At 66.4% G+C, this 14,935-nt stretch carries 13 protein-coding genes; 10 read left to right on the plus strand and 3 right to left on the minus strand.

All coding sequences use genetic code 11. The annotated features are described in order from the left end of the window. The first annotated feature begins 26 nt into the window (after nt 1–26). The 4 genes from treY to mgrA are packed head-to-tail and all read left to right on the plus strand — an operon-like array spanning nt 27 to nt 6,730. Nucleotides 27–2,357: a malto-oligosyltrehalose synthase gene (gene treY, locus AC5RU3_RS02240; protein WP_493964762.1), complete on the plus strand. Its 2,331-nt coding sequence runs from the start codon at nt 27–29 to the stop codon at nt 2,355–2,357. Then, nucleotides 2,354–4,108 (plus strand): malto-oligosyltrehalose trehalohydrolase, encoded by a 1,755-nt coding sequence (treZ, locus tag AC5RU3_RS02245; protein ID WP_493964763.1) that lies wholly within the window; start codon nt 2,354–2,356, stop codon nt 4,106–4,108. The genes treY and treZ overlap by 4 nt, the downstream gene beginning before the upstream one ends. Nucleotides 4,109–4,123: 15 nt before the next feature. After that, complete coding sequence (locus AC5RU3_RS02250) at nt 4,124–5,674, plus strand: FAD-dependent monooxygenase (protein WP_493964764.1); 1,551 nt, start codon at nt 4,124–4,126, stop codon at nt 5,672–5,674. Nucleotides 5,675–5,683: 9 nt separating this feature from the next. Continuing rightward, the gene (mgrA, locus tag AC5RU3_RS02255) at nt 5,684–6,730 is read left to right on the plus strand and encodes an L-glyceraldehyde 3-phosphate reductase (protein ID WP_309072539.1); all 1,047 of its coding nucleotides are present in this window, start codon (nt 5,684–5,686) and stop codon (nt 6,728–6,730) included. A gap of 51 nt (nt 6,731–6,781) precedes the next feature. Here the strand turns inward: mgrA and AC5RU3_RS02260 are convergent, their stop codons facing one another. After that, complete coding sequence (locus AC5RU3_RS02260; RefSeq protein WP_493964765.1) at nt 6,782–8,128, minus strand: family 4 glycosyl hydrolase; 1,347 nt, start codon at nt 8,126–8,128, stop codon at nt 6,782–6,784. A 74-nt stretch (nt 8,129–8,202) separates the two neighbouring features. Between AC5RU3_RS02260 and AC5RU3_RS02265 the strand changes: the two genes are divergently transcribed. Then, nucleotides 8,203–9,288 (plus strand): carbohydrate kinase family protein, encoded by a 1,086-nt coding sequence (locus AC5RU3_RS02265; protein ID WP_493964766.1) that lies wholly within the window; start codon nt 8,203–8,205, stop codon nt 9,286–9,288. A gap of 19 nt (nt 9,289–9,307) precedes the next feature. On the opposite strand, the gene AC5RU3_RS02270 is transcribed toward AC5RU3_RS02265, so the two are convergent. After that, the gene (locus tag AC5RU3_RS02270; RefSeq protein ID WP_493964767.1) at nt 9,308–10,105 is read right to left on the minus strand and encodes an SDR family oxidoreductase; all 798 of its coding nucleotides are present in this window, start codon (nt 10,103–10,105) and stop codon (nt 9,308–9,310) included. Nucleotides 10,106–10,205: 100 nt separating this feature from the next. On the opposite strand from AC5RU3_RS02270, the gene alr reads away from it, so the two are divergent. From alr to tsaD, 5 genes are read left to right on the plus strand one after another with little or no spacing between them, the layout of a single operon-like run. Beyond that, nucleotides 10,206–11,369 (plus strand): alanine racemase, encoded by a 1,164-nt coding sequence (gene alr, locus AC5RU3_RS02275; RefSeq protein ID WP_493964768.1) that lies wholly within the window; start codon nt 10,206–10,208, stop codon nt 11,367–11,369. Continuing rightward, complete coding sequence (tsaE, locus tag AC5RU3_RS02280) at nt 11,366–11,884, plus strand: tRNA (adenosine(37)-N6)-threonylcarbamoyltransferase complex ATPase subunit type 1 TsaE (RefSeq protein ID WP_493964769.1); 519 nt, start codon at nt 11,366–11,368, stop codon at nt 11,882–11,884. The genes alr and tsaE overlap by 4 nt, the downstream gene beginning before the upstream one ends. Beyond that, nucleotides 11,885–12,538: a tRNA (adenosine(37)-N6)-threonylcarbamoyltransferase complex dimerization subunit type 1 TsaB gene (gene tsaB / locus AC5RU3_RS02285; RefSeq protein WP_493964770.1), complete on the plus strand. Its 654-nt coding sequence runs from the start codon at nt 11,885–11,887 to the stop codon at nt 12,536–12,538. It begins immediately after the preceding gene. Next, nucleotides 12,535–13,017, plus strand: coding sequence for a ribosomal protein S18-alanine N-acetyltransferase (gene rimI / locus AC5RU3_RS02290; protein WP_493964771.1), 483 nt, complete (start codon nt 12,535–12,537; stop codon nt 13,015–13,017). Before tsaB ends, rimI begins: the two co-directional genes overlap by 4 nt. Beyond that, the gene (gene tsaD / locus AC5RU3_RS02295; protein WP_493964772.1) at nt 13,004–14,083 is read left to right on the plus strand and encodes a tRNA (adenosine(37)-N6)-threonylcarbamoyltransferase complex transferase subunit TsaD; all 1,080 of its coding nucleotides are present in this window, start codon (nt 13,004–13,006) and stop codon (nt 14,081–14,083) included. The genes rimI and tsaD overlap by 14 nt, the downstream gene beginning before the upstream one ends. Here the strand turns inward: tsaD and AC5RU3_RS02300 are convergent. After that, nucleotides 14,080–14,901, minus strand: a complete 822-nt coding sequence (locus AC5RU3_RS02300) for a helix-turn-helix domain-containing protein (RefSeq protein WP_493964773.1) — start codon at nt 14,899–14,901, stop codon at nt 14,080–14,082. The genes tsaD and AC5RU3_RS02300 overlap by 4 nt on opposite strands. Between the last annotated feature and the right edge of the window lie 34 nt (nt 14,902–14,935).

The following is a 14,935-nucleotide window of genomic DNA, read 5'->3' on the forward strand; positions in this document are numbered from 1 at the left end:
GAACCACCCACTACAGGAGGAATAACGTGCAAACCCCCCGCTCGACCTACCGGTTGCAGATCCGCTCGAGCTTTGACCTGACCGCTGCGGCTGAGACCGTGCCGTACCTCGTGGACCTCGGTGTGGACTGGGTGTATCTTTCGCCAGTCCTCACCGCGGAGCAGGGATCCGATCACGGATACGACGTGACCGATCCAACGTCGATCGACCCTGAACGGGGCGGTCCCGACGCGTTCGATACCCTGTGCCGGGCCGCCCATGAGGCTGGGCTCGGTGTTCTGGTGGACATCGTCCCCAATCATGTGGGCGTCGCCACCCCGGCACAGAACGCCTGGTGGTGGGACCTGCTGAGCAAGGGCCGCGAGTCCCGTTACGCCGAAGCCTTCGACGTGGACTGGGACGCCGGCAACGGCCGCATCCGGGTGCCCGTACTGGGCGACGGTGAGAATGAGGAAGAGCAGCTCAAGGTAGTTGACGGGGAACTGCACTACTACGAGAACCGGTACCCGATCGCCGAAGGCACCGCTCAGCCCGGAGACACCGGAGCGCAGGTCCATGCGCGGCAGAACTATGAATTGGTGAACTGGCGGCGTGCGGACAGCGAGCTCAACTACCGGCGCTTCTTCGGCGTCAACACGCTGGCCGGTGTGCGCGTGGAGGTGCCGTGGGTCTTCGACGAGGCGCACTCTGAGGTACGCCGCTGGTTCGAAGAGTCACTTGTGGACGGTGTCCGGATCGACCATCCGGACGGTCTTGCTGACCCTGCGGGTTACCTCGAAAGGCTACGGGAGCTGACGGGCGGCGCCTACACGCTGGTCGAGAAGATCCTCGAACCCGGAGAGGCGCTTCCCGGGCAGTGGGCCTGCGAGGGAACGACCGGCTACGACGGTCTTGCCGTGGTGGACCGACTCTTCGTGGATCCTGCCGGCGAGCCCGCGCTGGACGCGGCAGTTCCCACCGTGCGGTTCGTGCACATGATCCACGGCACCAAGCGCGGCATCACCGACGGAATCCTCCGCTCGGAGGTGCTGCGCCTGGCCCGCCTCGTCCCGGCGTCCGCGAACCTCGAACCGGAGCAGAGCGCCGATGCCATCGCTGAGCTGCTGACGTGCTTCCCGGTGTACCGGAGCTACCTGCCCGACGGCGCCGGCCACCTGGCCGAAGCTGTGCTCAACGCCAAGGTGCGCCGCCCGGACCTGACACCGGTGATCGACGCACTGCACCCGCTGCTGAATCCGTTCCTCGCGGGCTCCGAGGGTGATTCAGCCACTCCTGAGCTCTCAGAGTTGGCGGTACGCTTCCAGCAGACCTCTGGAATGGTGATGGCGAAGGGCGTCGAGGACACCGCGTTCTACCGGTTCAACCGGCTGACCTCGCTCAACGAGGTCGGAGCGGACCCTTCGATCTTTGCCCTGGACACCTACGAGGTGCATCGCGCGCTGCTCGAGCGCCAGGAATCTGCGCCGCTGACCATGAACTCGCTCAGCACGCACGACACCAAGCGCGGCGAAGACACGCGGGCTCGCATCTCCGTGTTGTCCGAGATGGCAGGGGAGTGGACCGACACCCTTGAGCAGTTGAACCGGCTCGCACCCATCGGAGACCCGGCGTTCGCGTCCCTGATGTGGCAGGCCCTCCTGGGCGCCTGGCCGCTCAGCCGGGAACGGGCGCACGCGTACGTGGAGAAAGCCTCCCGTGAAGCAGATGCCAGCACCCATTGGACGGCGCCCAATGCAGCCTTCGAAGAGAAGATGCACGACGCCGTCGACGCAGCTTTTGACCGTCCCGAAGTGAACAGCCTTATCACCACCCTCGTTGGGAAGACGGCTGCGCCGGGCTGGTCGAACTCGCTCGGAGCCAAGCTGGTACAGCTCACCATGCCCGGCGTGCCGGATGTCTACCAGGGGTCCGAGCTGTGGGAAACCTCCCTTGTGGACCCCGACAATCGCCGGCCGGTGGACTTCGCCGCCCGGAAGCAGGGCCTGGTTGACCTCGCCTTCGGGGCGCTGCCGGAGGTCGACGACGCCGGACTCGCCAAGCTGCTGGTCGTCTCACGTGCCTTGCGATTGCGGCGGGACCGCCCGGAGCTGTTCTCCGGGTACCGCTCGGTGATCTCCACCGGTGCGGCGGCGGAGCACATCTTCGCCTTCGACCGCGGCGGCGCCGTCACTGCGGTGACACGTCTGCCGCTGGGGCTGGAGCGTGCCGGCGGGTGGCGGGACACCGCCGTCGTACTTCCGGAGGGCACCTACAGCTGTGCGATCACCGGTACCGGCTTCGAGGGCGGACCGGTTCCGGCCAAGAGGCTGTTCGAAACATATCCCGTTGCACTTCTCATGAAGGAGGAAGCTGAGTGAGCCCGAAGTTCGAGGAGCATTCGCGATTTGCCGTCTGGGCGCCCAAGGCGCAGTCCCTGACTCTGGTGGCCAACGGGGAGCAGTATCCCATGGTGTGCCGGGAGGGCAGCTGGTGGGAGGCCCCCGGGGCTCCCGCGGAGGGCGAGGTTGATTACGGCTACCTCCTGGACGGTGCCGAGAGTCCGGTTCCGGACCCCCGGTCACGCCGGCAACCGGAGGGCGTGCACAAGCTGTCCCGCACGTTCGACGCCGGGGCGTACTCCTGGGGTGACAGTCGCTGGGTCTCACCCGGGCTTGATGGAAACGTCATTTACGAGATGCACATCGGTACCTTTACGCCCGAGGGGACGCTCGACGCGGCAATCGGGAAGCTCGACTACCTTGTGGGACTCGGCGTCCAGTACGTCGAACTGCTGCCGGTCAATGCGTTCAACGGCACCCACAACTGGGGTTATGACGGCGTTCTCTGGTATGCGGTGCAGGAAACCTACGGAGGGCCCGAGGCATACCAGCGCTTCGTCGACGCGGCACACCAGCGCGGACTCGGCGTTATTCAGGACGTGGTTTACAACCACCTCGGTCCCAGCGGGAACTACATCACGCAGTTCGCTCCGTATCTGACCGAGGGCAAGTCCAACACCTGGGGTGACTCGCTCAACCTGGACGGCCCGTTGTCCGATGAGGTGCGCAAGTACGTGATCGACAACCTGCTGATGTGGTTCCGGGACTATCACGTGGACGGGCTCCGGCTCGATGCCGTGCATGCCCTTCACGACGAGCGCGCCATCCACATCCTCGAAGAGTTCGCGGTCGAGACCGACCGGTGCGCCGCGGAGCTGGGTAAGCCGCTGTTCCTTGTTGCGGAGTCGGACCTGAACAATCCCCGGCTCATTGCACCGCGCAGTGCCGGCGGCTTCGGCCTGGCAGGCCAGTGGAGCGACGACTTCCACCACGCCGCACACGTCAACGTCACCGGAGAAACGGTCGGTTACTACGAGGACTTCGACTCCATTGGGGCGCTGGCGAAGGTGTATAAGGAAGGCTTCTTCCACAACGGCACCTGGTCGTCGTTCCGGGAGCGTTCGCATGGCCGTCCGATCGATCCGGCGAAGCACACCCTGCACCAGCTGGTGGTCTGCACGCAGAACCACGACCAGATCGGCAACCGTGCCGCCGGCGACCGTATCAGCGCCACGCTGAATACCGCCCAGCTGGCCCAGGCAGCAGTCCTGAACATCGCCGGCCCGTTCTCGCCGATGCTGTTCATGGGGGAGGAGTACGGGGCCAAGACGCCGTGGCCCTTCTTCACCTCCCACCCGGAACCCGAGTTGGGGAAGGCCACCGCCGAGGGGCGCCTGCGCGAGTTCGAGAAGATGGGCTGGGACCCCGACACTGTGCCCAATCCGCAGGATCCTGAGACCTTCGCATCCGCAAAGCTCGACTGGGCCGAACAGGAACGGCCCGAACAGGCACGGCTGCAGAACATCTACCGCGAGCTCATCGCGCTGCGTCGGACGAACAAGGACCTGCACAATCCCGACTTCACGTCAGTGAAGGTCGACTTCGACGAGGACCAGCGGTGGCTGGTGCTTCACCGGGGCGGCACCGCCGTCGTCGTGAACTTCGCGGACAGCGAGCGGGAGGTGCCGGTGGCCGCGAAAAAGGTTCTGCTCAGTACAGAGCCGGGAGAGTCCATCGGCGACGGGAAGGTCTTGCTGCCGGCGCACGGGGCGGCGATTCTGGGGGTCTAGGAGGAGGAGCCGGCCATGCGCGAGCTCAGAACCGATGTGTTGGTCATCGGAGCGGGTCCCACGGGACTGATGCTCGCCGCATGGCTGGCCAAACTCGGTGTGAGTGCCGTGCTCGTGGACGGGAAGGGCGGTCCCACCCGGGAGTCGCGTGCCCTCGGCGTGCATTCGCGCAGCATGGAGATCTACGACCAGCTGGGGGTCGTCGACCGGGTTCTCGCTGAGGGGTACTCAGCTGTCACCATCCGTCCCGGATATGAGAACCGGTCCTTCGGTGCGGTGCCGATCGGCCGGTTCGGCGAGGGGCTGACCCCGTACCCCGGCCTCCATGTCCTCGAGCAGAGCAGGAACGAGCGCATCCTGCTGGAGCGGCTCGAAGAACTCGGTGGGTCCGTTGAGTGGGACCACCCCTTGACCAGTCTCGCGACAGACGACGACGGTGTAACCGCCGAGTGCAGCGGACCCTCGGGCCCGCTGCGGGTGCGGGCACGGTTCTGCGTCGGGGCGGACGGCGGGTCGTCGGCGGTCCGGAAGCTTTCCGCCATTCCGTTCGAGGGCCTGACCAACGAACACACGTTCTACGTGGCCGATGTGCTGGGCGTCAGGGGCATTGCCGAGGACAGCGCGAACCTGCGTTTCGGCGCCGAGGAATTCCTGCTCGGCTTCCCAATGGGCGCGGACGGCCACCACCGGTTACTCGGGGTGCTGAGGACAGCGCCCGGTACCGACGTGTCGGAGTCCGTTGCGCTTCAGCGGCTCGATGCTGTGTTTGGGGTGACCTACCGGGAGCGCCTCTGGTTCTCGACCTACCGCATTCATCACCGCGTTGCCGCCCGCTTCCGGCAGGGCCCCGTGTTTCTTGCGGGTGACGCAGGGCATGTCCATTCGCCCGTCGGCGCGCAGGGGATGAATACCGGTCTCCAGGACGCGCACAACCTGGCGTTCAAACTGGCGGACGTGATCCAGGGGCGTGCCTCGGAGTCCCTGCTTGAACGTTACGAGTCGGAGCGGCGCCCGGTGGCGCTCCGACTGGTGAACAGCACAGATCGGGTGTTCGCCCTGGTGACCTCGGACCGGCCGCTGGCCCGTACCGTCCGGCGAGTTCTTCCCCGGCTGTTCGCCCCAGTGGCGATTCGCCTGGTGCCCAGGCTTCCTATCGCCCCGCGCCTCTTCGGCTACCTCTCCCAGATCCGTATTCACTACTGGATGAACGACGCCGTCCCCTCGCCCGATGCGAGCAGTACCCGCGCGCGCAGGCGCCGGGGCCGGGTGGTCGGCCGGCGGTTGCCGTGGACGGGACCGAACTTCGAGCCCCTCCGCTCCGCGACGTGGCAGGTGCACACCTACGGTGAGATGGACAGTGAGGTCGCCGCCGCCGTCGGGCATGCGCTGCAGGTGCCGGTGCACAGCTTCGCGGCCGCCGCGGACAAGGGCCTCGAGGCGGGAACCTGCTATCTGGTGCGCCCGGACGGGTTTGCGGCGGGCGCCGCGCCGGTGGGGACGGCGGTGTCGCGACTCCGTGAGATGCTTCCGGATCGGTGGTTCGGGTCACACCAAGCTTCAACCTAGGATGAGTGCATGACCTATCACCCGGCGGAAAACCGCTATGAAACCATGCCCTATCGACGAGTTGGACGCAGCGGATTGCACCTTCCGGCTGTCTCCCTGGGACTGTGGCACAACTTCGGTGATGACAAGCCGTTCGATGTTCAGCGTGCCATCCTGCGTCGGGCGTTCGATCTCGGCGTCACCCACTTCGACCTCGCCAACAATTACGGGCCTCCCTATGGAAGCGCCGAGACCAACTTCGGCAGACACCTCAAGGACGATTTCAAGCCCTTCCGGGATGAGCTCATCATCTCCAGCAAGGCCGGCTACGACATGTGGCCGGGCCCGTACGGCAATTTCGGATCGCGCAAGTACCTGCTGGCCAGCCTGGACCAGTCGCTGGACCGCATGGGCCTGGACTACGTCGACATCTTCTACAGCCACCGCCCGGACCCGGAGACCCCGCTCGAGGAGACCATGGGTGCGCTGGACACTGCGGTGCGTTCCGGCCGGGCGCTTTACGCCGGGATTTCCTCATACTCTCCGGAGAGGACGGCGGAGGCGGCGGCAATTCTGCGCGACCTCGGTACGCCCCTGCTGATCCACCAGCCCTCCTATTCCATGCTGAACCGCTGGGTGGAGAACGGCGAACCCAACCTGCCGGAGGTCCTGGAGCAGGTCGGTGCTGGGTCCATTGCGTTCTCGCCGCTGGCGCAGGGCCTGTTGACCAGCAAGTACCTGAACGGCGTGCCCGAGGATTCCCGTGCGGCGGCGCAGAAGTCGTTGTCCGAAGACCACCTGTCCGAGGACAACCTGCGCCGTGTCCGCGGCCTGAACAGCATCGCTGAATCACGCGGGCAGACTCTTGCGCAGATGGCGATCGCGTGGATCCTCCGTCCGCAGAGCAAAGGCACCCCGATCACGTCGGCGTTGATCGGCGCGTCGAGCGTGAAGCAGCTCGAGGACAGCGTGGGTGCGATCAACAACCTCGATTTCACCGGCGAGGAGCTGCACGCGATCGACGAGTTTGCTGTCGAGTCCGACATCAACCTGTGGGCAAGGGCGCTCGAGGCCTAGGGATCTGCTCCTTCCCGCTGCCCCTCGTTAGCAGGCAGGGGTAGCGGGAACCTAGCGCCAGAGTTTCGACAGTTGGGGGAAAGCCTTCTCATACCCGCGCAGCAGTCGCTGGGCGGTGTGTCCGGAGTCGATCAGCGGATGCAGGGCGAATGCCCGGACTGCCAGTGTCCGGTCTCCGTGCACGACGGCGGCGATCACGTCCCGCTCGGAGGCCTTCACCTGCGCCATCAGGCCGAGCTGGTGTGGTGTGGGCTCACCCGCCGGCAGCGCCGCAACCCCTGCACGGGTAACGCGGGCAGGAATTTCGACGACGGCGTCTGCCGGAAGCTGCGGTATCGAGTCACCGTTGCGGACGTTCACGATCAGTTCCGACGGCTCGTTCCGGGTGAGCGAACGCATGACGGTCAGGGCCACCTGTTCATACCCGCCGCCGGCCAGATCGGCTTCATCGCGGGACTCCTCGGCCGTGCGGGCTTCGGCGAGATAGCCCTCTTCCCGGGAGCGGCGGGCCGCCTCCCACTCGGTGAACGGATCGCGCGCGGAGAGGAGCCTGGGGTAGAGACCGGACTGCTGGCGAACCAGCGATTCTCCGCGGGTTTCGGCAGCGGCGGAGACGGAGCGTCGGGCTTCTGCATGGAAGTAGTAGTAGAACAGGTACTCGTTCGGCAGGGCGCCGAGCATGTGCAGGAACTGCGGACCGAAAACCCGCCCTTCCTCGAACAAACCCAGCAGGGCAGGATCGGCGAGCAGCGCGGGCAGGAGGTCGTCGCCGTCGTGCTTGAGGCTCCGCAGCCAGCCCAGGTGGTTGAGTCCTACGTAGTCGACGCCGGTGAGGTCACCCAAGGGGAGCGGCGCACCGGCGGCGACGGACGCCCGGCGGACCAGCCCCGACGCCGAATCACAAATGCCCACGACTCGGCGGCCAAGCACGGGCTGCAACGCCTCTGTGATGATCCCCGCTGGATTGGTGAAGTTGATGACCCAGGCGTCCGGGCGCGTGCGGAGGATCTCATCTGCCAGTTTCAGCATCTCCGGGATGGAACGCAGCGCATAGGACAGGCCGCCGGCGCCTACCGTCTCCTGTCCCAGCATGCCCTCGGTGATGGCAACTCGCTCGTCCAGGACCCTCCCTGCGGCGCCACCGGGACGGATGGCAACGAAGACGACGTCGGCTCCCGCCAGAGCATCTTCCAACCGGTCCTCGACGGAGAGAACGGGCGGTTGAGCGCCGTCGGGAAGCGGCATGTCCAGCGCGACGCGTGCGATCGCTGCCGAGCGGGAGGGGTCGGCGTCGTGCAGGCACACTTCATCGGCGAGTCCCGCAAACGCCCCCGAACAGAGCGCACGGTAGATGAGCGGAACCCGGAATCCGCCGCCGCCGATGACAGCCAACTTCATGATGTGCTCCTTCGGTCGCTGTAAGCCTGCCCTGCGCGCTGTGCCTTGCCGGTTGCCGGGGTATCGTGCCGTACATGGCCACGCCGCATCGATTCGACCCGCTTGCCTCCGCGCGAACCGCTGACGACCCTGAGTTCGATCTGCTGCTGACCGGCTCGGTGTTCTTCGACATTATCTTCACCGGGCTCGATACGCTGCCCACACCCGGCACCGAGGTATGGGCCGAGGGTATGGGCTCATGTCCGGGTGGAGTGGCGAACCAGGCGATCGCTGCCAGCAGGCTCGGCTTGCACACGACCCTTGCGGCGGCCTTCGGCGACGACGGGTACGGCGCCTTCAACCGGAGCATCCTGCAGGGGCAGGAATACGTTGACCTGTCCCGTTCGCGGACCTTCGAGCAGTGGCATTCGCCGGTCACGGTATCGCTGTCCGTCGAGCGCGACCGGTCGATGGTGACGCACGGCCACCCGTCACCATTGTCAGCGTCGGAGCTCATTGCCGACCTCCCACGCTGCCGGGCAGCCATGGCCGAGGTAGGGGTGGAGGTGGAGCCCTGGGTTCCCGCAGCCTATGCCAAGGGCTTGCGGCTCTTCGGCGATGTGGGCTGGGACCCGAGCGGCGCCTGGTCCACAAGTGCCCTCGACTCGCTGCAGTACTTCCACGCCTTCCTGCCCAACGAGGCAGAAGCCATGGCGTACACCAAGACCAGCGACCCGTGGGCTGCTCTGTACGCGCTCGCTGACCGGGTGCCGGTCGCCGTGGTCACTGTCGGTCAGCACGGTGCCATCGCCGTCGACTCCGTGACGGGGGAGGAAGAGTGGGTACCGGCTCTGCCCGTCAATGCCTATGACCCCACGGGCGCAGGAGATTGCTTCGGCGCTGCCTTCATCACGGGCGACCTTGCCGGCTGGCCGCTGGCGGACCGGCTGGCGTTCGCAAACCTCTGCGCCTCACTCTCGGTTCAGGAGGTGGGAGGATCCCTGGCCGCGCCCGGCTGGGGCGACATCGCCGACTGGTGGCGGCGGATGAGTGCAGAGCGCGACGGCGTCCGGAAGCAATGGCTCCGGCGCTACGCTTTCCTCGAGGACATTGTGGCGAATGTCCCGCCCGGAGCGGTTCGGAGGGCGACCGCCACCATAGCCACGCAGTCGGACGCCTGAGTGCGTCTGCAGGGCCCGCTCAGACCGACCGCCAATCATCACTGGTGATGTGCGAACCGGCCTGCGGTCCCATCTGCAGCATGCCGCCGTCGACCACCCAGGATGCTCCGGTGACGTAACTCGCCGCGGGGGAGGCGAGGAACGCAATCACGGCGGCGACTTCACGCGCATCGCCAGGCCGTCCCAGCGATACGCCAGGTCGGCGGATCCGGTGGGGATCCTCGTCCTCGTTACCCGTCATCGGGGTTGCAATCTCCCCGGGCAGGACGGCGTTGGCAGTGATGCCGCGGTCTCCAAGTTCCAGGGCAATGGTCCGGATGAGGCCCCCCAGTCCATGCTTGGAGGCGTCATAGGCTGCAGCGCCTACTCGGGGCTGCTCCTGGTGGACACTCGTCACCGCAATGATGCGTCCACCGTTCCCGGCGCTGGCCATGCGCTGTGCGGCCCGCTGAATGCAGACAAATGCGCCGTCCAGGTCAGCTGCAACCGTTCCGCGCCAGGTGTCCCAATCCAGGTCGAGGAAGGGCGTTCCGTCGCCGGTGCCCGCGTTGTTAACGAAGACGTCCACGCCGCCGAGCTCGTCCGCCAGCCGGTCGATGACGTCCCCGCAGGCGGGTGTGTCGGTGGTGTCGAGCTGCGCCACGGCGGCTTTGGTTCCAGCTTCCCGAACCAGTCGCGCGGTTTCCTCGGCTCCTTCCTGATCCGAGTGCCAAGTGATGCCGACGTCGCACCCTGCCTCTGCGAGCGCGACCGCGGTGGCGCGTCCAATGCCCGAATCGGAGCCCGTGACTATTGCTGTTTTCGGTGAGAATGTCATGTTCCATCGTGTCGTCGTCGGGAAGCTGAGCGCAAGGGCGGCCAGTACTGCTGAGCGGCCCGATTCCTGACCGACCGTTCATAGCTGACAGAATGGGCCTGTGAGTTTTTCAGCGGGACCCGTGCCGGAACGGCGAGTGGACATCGACCTCGCCGCGGTGCGGCACAACGTTCGGCATATCGCCGAGATCGCCAGCCCGGCGCGGGTCATGGCCGTCGTGAAGGCTGATGCTTACGGGCACGGTGCTGTCCCCATAGCGAAGGCGGCGCTGGAAGCGGGCGCGACCTGGCTCGGTGTGGCGCATATCGCCGAAGCTGTCGAACTCCGCCGGGCCGGTATCGAAGCACCGATCCTCGCGTGGCTGCACACCGAGACGAGCGACTTCGCCGCGGCCATCGAGCTGGACGTAGACCTTGGTATCTCCGGCTGGGAACTGGCGCACGTGGTAGCCGAGGCCAGGCGGCTGGAGCGCCCTGCCCGCGTACACCTGAAGATTGACACCGGGCTCGGCCGCAACGGGTGCCCTCCGGAGCACTGGGAGGCACTGCTGGGCCGCGCGCTCGAACATCAGGAACACGGGCTGCTGCGGGTCGTGGGCGTCTTCTCCCATCTTGCCGTGGCGGATGAGCCCGACAGGGAAGAGACCGACGAGCAGATTGAACGCTTCCGCGAGGCCGTGGCCGTGGCCGAGGACGCCGGCGTCGACCTTGAGGTCCGTCATCTTGCCAATACTCCCGGAACCCTCTCCCGGCCGGATGCGCACTTCGACCTCGTGCGGGTAGGGCTCGGTATCTACGGGCTCTCTCCCTTCGACGGACAGTCGTCGGCCGAGCTCGGCCTGCGTCCGGCAATGAGCTTCCGAACCACCATCGCGAACTGCAAGGAAGTACCCGCTGGTCACGGAGTGTCCTATGGCCTGTCCTACCGTACGGACAAGCGGACCACCCTCGGGCTTGTCCCGGTCGGCTACGGCGACGGCGTCCCGCGTGTCGCCACGGGTGCACCTGTTTCGATCGGTGGCCGGATCTACCCGGTGGTCGGCCGCATCGCCATGGACCAGTTCGTGATCGACTTCGAGGAAACGGGAATCGCCGAGTCTGAGGACAGCCCGCTTGGTCAGGAAGTAGTCATCTTCGGCGCCGGGGACGGGACGCCCACGGCAGATGACTGGGCCCGCGCAAGCGGCTCGATCAACTACGAGATCGTCACCCGCATCAGCCGGCGCGTGGCGCGCCGGTATATCGATTCGGACGCCGACCAGTGACCGCTCCCGTCTGGTCACAGGAGTTCACAGTCGCCTCCGTCGACGAGCTGCAGCGCGCGGCAGCCGGTCTCGGCGCCCAACTCGCTGCCGGTGACTTGCTCATCCTGACCGGTGAGCTGGGAGCCGGCAAGACCACGTTCACGCAGGGGCTGGGCAGGGGACTCAACGTGCGGGAGGGCATCATCTCACCAACGTTTGTGCTGGTCCGGAATCATCCGTCCCTTGCCGACGGCCCGGCGCTCGTCCACGTTGACGCCTACCGACTGGAATCGGACGCCGAGATTGACGACCTCGACCTCGAATCGACGCTGGACACATCGGTCACGGTTGTCGAATGGGGCGCCGACCGGGTGGAGCACCTCGCCGACAGCTGGCTCCACGTCACCCTCGTTCGCCCCGTCGTCGCCTTACCGGCCACGCCGGGAACAGAAACCGACGACGACGAACCGCGCTCCGTGCGGATTGACGCCTTCGGCCCACGCTGGGCCGCACTGCAGCTGGGAGCGCTGGTCTAGATGCTGATTCTGTCTCTTGATACCTCAGCGGCGGCCAGCGCAGCGGTGGTGCGTGACGGCGTCGTACTCCAGCGGTTCGCTTCGACCGACACGCGCTCGCATGCGGAAGTGTTGGCCCCCGCAGTAGAGCGTTTGCTCGCTGACGCCGGCGTGGCCGGGACGGCGTTGGGTGCCATTGTCGTGGGTGTCGGGCCGGGTCCCTTCACGGGGTTGCGTGCGGGAATCGCGACCGCCCGCATGCTTGCCTTTGTGTGGGACGTGCCGCTGCACGGCGTCATGAGTCTTGATGCGGTAGCGCTCGACGCCGGTCACCCCGAGGGTGAGTTTGCCGTTGCCACCGACGCACGGCGCAAGGAAGTGTACTGGGCGCGGTATCGGGCGGCATCGCCGCTGCCGGAGCTTCTGGACGGACCGCATGTCGGTCCCGCGGAGACCGTTCCCGAGCTGACCGTTTATGGTCGGGGTGCGGGTATCTACGCCGACCGGTTGGCGGGGCGGGCGGCGGCTACCGAGCTCACCCCCGACGCGGCCGCTCTTGCCCTGGTGGCGGACCGTACCCTGGCCGCCGGCGGTACCCTCCGCCCGACCACGCCGCTGTACCTGAGGGAGTCCGACGCCAAGGTACCCGGTCCGCGGAAGAAGGCACTGCTATGACCTTCACCCTTCGACCGATGCGCCTGCAGGATATTCCGTTGGTCGGCAGCCTTGAGCAGCAGCTCTTTCCGGTCGATGCCTGGCCGCTCGAGCTGTTCTTCGACGAGTTCGCGCTGACCGAGACCCGGCAGTACCTCGTGGCCGAGGTGGACGGAGAACTGATCGGATACTGCGGCGTCATGGTGGTCGGATCCACCGCTGATATCCAGACCATCGGCGTCCTGCCGCAGTATGAGGGGCGGGGAATCGGAACGGCAATGCTGACCAGCATGCTCGATGAGGCCCGGCGCCGGGGCGCCGCCGAAACCCTCCTTGAGGTGCGCGAGGACAACCCCCGGGCGCGGCGGCTGTATGAACGGTTCGGGTTCGAACACATCCACACCCGGCGCGGGTACTACCGAGATGGCGTCAGCGCGCACGTCATGCGACTCATCTTCAACACAGCTGACACAGCGAAAGGTGACCATGAACCGGTCTGAGCCCCTCGTTCTGGGAATCGAATCCTCCTGCGACGAGACCGGCGTCGGCATCGTCAGGGGAACTACCCTGCTGACCAACGCGGTGTCCTCCTCGATGGACGAGCACGTCCGCTTCGGAGGGGTCATCCCGGAGATTGCGTCGCGCGCGCACCTTGACGCCATGGTGCCCACGCTCCAGCAGGCGCTGGACGAGGCAGGGGTTTCCCTGCCCGACGTCGACGCGCTCGCCGTCACCTCCGGGCCCGGTCTCTCGGGCGCCCTCATGGTCGGGGTCGCAGCGGCGAAGGCACTGGCGGTGGCTACGGGCAAGCCCCTGTTCGCTGTGAACCACCTGGTCGCGCACGTCGGGGTTGGCCTGCTCGACGCCGGTACGTTGCCCCAGAATCTCGGAGCGCTGCTGGTATCCGGTGGGCACACCGAGATCCTTCGGGTGCGCAATCTTGCTTCCGACGTCGAGCTGCTCGGGTCCACTATCGACGACGCCGCCGGCGAAGCGTACGACAAGGTGGCGCGCATCCTCGGGCTCGGCTATCCCGGCGGCCCGGCAATCGATCGAATGGCGGCGCAGGGTGATCCTCAGGCGATCAGGTTCCCGCGCGGGCTGAGCCAGCCCAAGTACATGGGCACGGCCGAGCTACACGGCCCGCACCGATACGACTGGTCCTTCAGCGGCTTGAAAACCGCTGTGGCCCGGTACGTCGAGGACTGCGAGGCGCGCGGCGTGGAGGTGCCGGTTGCCGATGTCGCGGCATCGTTCCAGGAGGCGGTGGTCGACGTGATCACCGCGAAAGCCGTGCTGGCGTGCACCGAGAACGGCATCGCCTCGCTGCTCCTGGGAGGGGGAGTGGCTTCCAACTCGCGGCTCCGCCAGCTCACCCGGGAACGCTGTGAAGCGGCGGGAATCACGCTGACTATCCCGCCGTCGTCGTTGTGTACTGACAACGGAGCCATGGTGGCGGCGCTCGCCGCGCGCATCATCATGGACGGGGGCGAGCCCAGCGGGATCGGCTTCGGAACCGACTCCTCGATGCCGGTCAGTACCGTCCACCTCTCAGCGACCGGCTAGGGATTGTTCTTCCTCAGGTACGCTCCCGGCGTCATTCCGATCACCCGCGAGAAGTCCCGGATGAAGTGGGCCTGGTCTGCGTAACCCAGCTCGGCGGCCAGGTCGCTGACCGTGCAGTCTCCTGCGGCCAGCCGTGCACCGGCTTCCTGCAGCCGACGGCGCTGAATCAGCCACTTCGGACTCAGGCCCAGGCGTTTGCGCGTGAAGCGTTGCAGCGCCCTCTCGTCAAGTCCGGTATGGGCGGCGAGCTTGTCCACACGTGTCAGGGACGGCGTCGTCTCTACCTGGTCGGTGATGGAGTTGATGAGCCGTTCGTCCGAGTCGAGCGGTGAGCACCAGGGCCGCAGTGCTGCGGTCACGAGGTCGATGCAGCGTGCATGGACAGCCGACGACGACGGCGCCACGGACATCTCCGTCCGTACCGCCTCGATCACCTCAGCGAAGGATGGCGAGACCTCAGCAAGCGGCAGTTCACGTCCGACCAGCCCGGGTAGACCGGAGCCATGCAGCCGGTACCCGGCGGCGGCCTGGAACAGGACCCCGAAAGCCCATGACGTGCCGCTGAGATGCTTGTGCGAGAGTGCCGGTTCAGGCCCTTTGGCGATGGCGTAGTCGGGGGCGATGACGAGCAGGGTGCTGGGATACTGCAGGACCTTCTGGTGGGAGACCACACCCTCAGGAAAGTCCCAGACGGGGATCCAGAAGTGGCGGATGATGTGCAGGTATTCGGTCGTCGGTGCATACCGGAAAAGCTGCGGTGCCGGCGTGCCCGGATCCTGCAGTTGCCCCCGGCTGATGGGGTCGGTCGAGGATGCCACGTGTCGGATTTTATCAATACGTCCTTGCGCTGAA

The organism is Arthrobacter sp. MDB1-55 (genome assembly GCF_059092925.1).

What these genes read in the sequence shown, in the direction of transcription:
- AC5RU3_RS02250 (WP_493964764.1), top strand. Translation starts at nt 4,124, where the DNA reads ATGCGCGAGCTCAGAACCGATGTGTTGGTCATCGGAGCGGGTCCCACG.
- tsaB (WP_493964770.1), top strand. Translation starts at nt 11,885, where the DNA reads ATGCTGATTCTGTCTCTTGATACCTCAGCGGCGGCCAGCGCAGCGGTG.
- AC5RU3_RS02260 (WP_493964765.1), bottom strand. Translation starts at nt 8,128, where the DNA reads ATGAAGTTGGCTGTCATCGGCGGCGGCGGATTCCGGGTTCCGCTCATC.
- tsaD (WP_493964772.1), top strand. Translation starts at nt 13,004, where the DNA reads ATGAACCGGTCTGAGCCCCTCGTTCTGGGAATCGAATCCTCCTGCGAC.
- mgrA (WP_309072539.1), top strand. Translation starts at nt 5,684, where the DNA reads ATGACCTATCACCCGGCGGAAAACCGCTATGAAACCATGCCCTATCGA.
- AC5RU3_RS02270 (WP_493964767.1), bottom strand. Translation starts at nt 10,105, where the DNA reads ATGACATTCTCACCGAAAACAGCAATAGTCACGGGCTCCGATTCGGGC.
- rimI (WP_493964771.1), top strand. Translation starts at nt 12,535, where the DNA reads ATGACCTTCACCCTTCGACCGATGCGCCTGCAGGATATTCCGTTGGTC.
- AC5RU3_RS02265 (WP_493964766.1), top strand. Translation starts at nt 8,203, where the DNA reads ATGGCCACGCCGCATCGATTCGACCCGCTTGCCTCCGCGCGAACCGCT.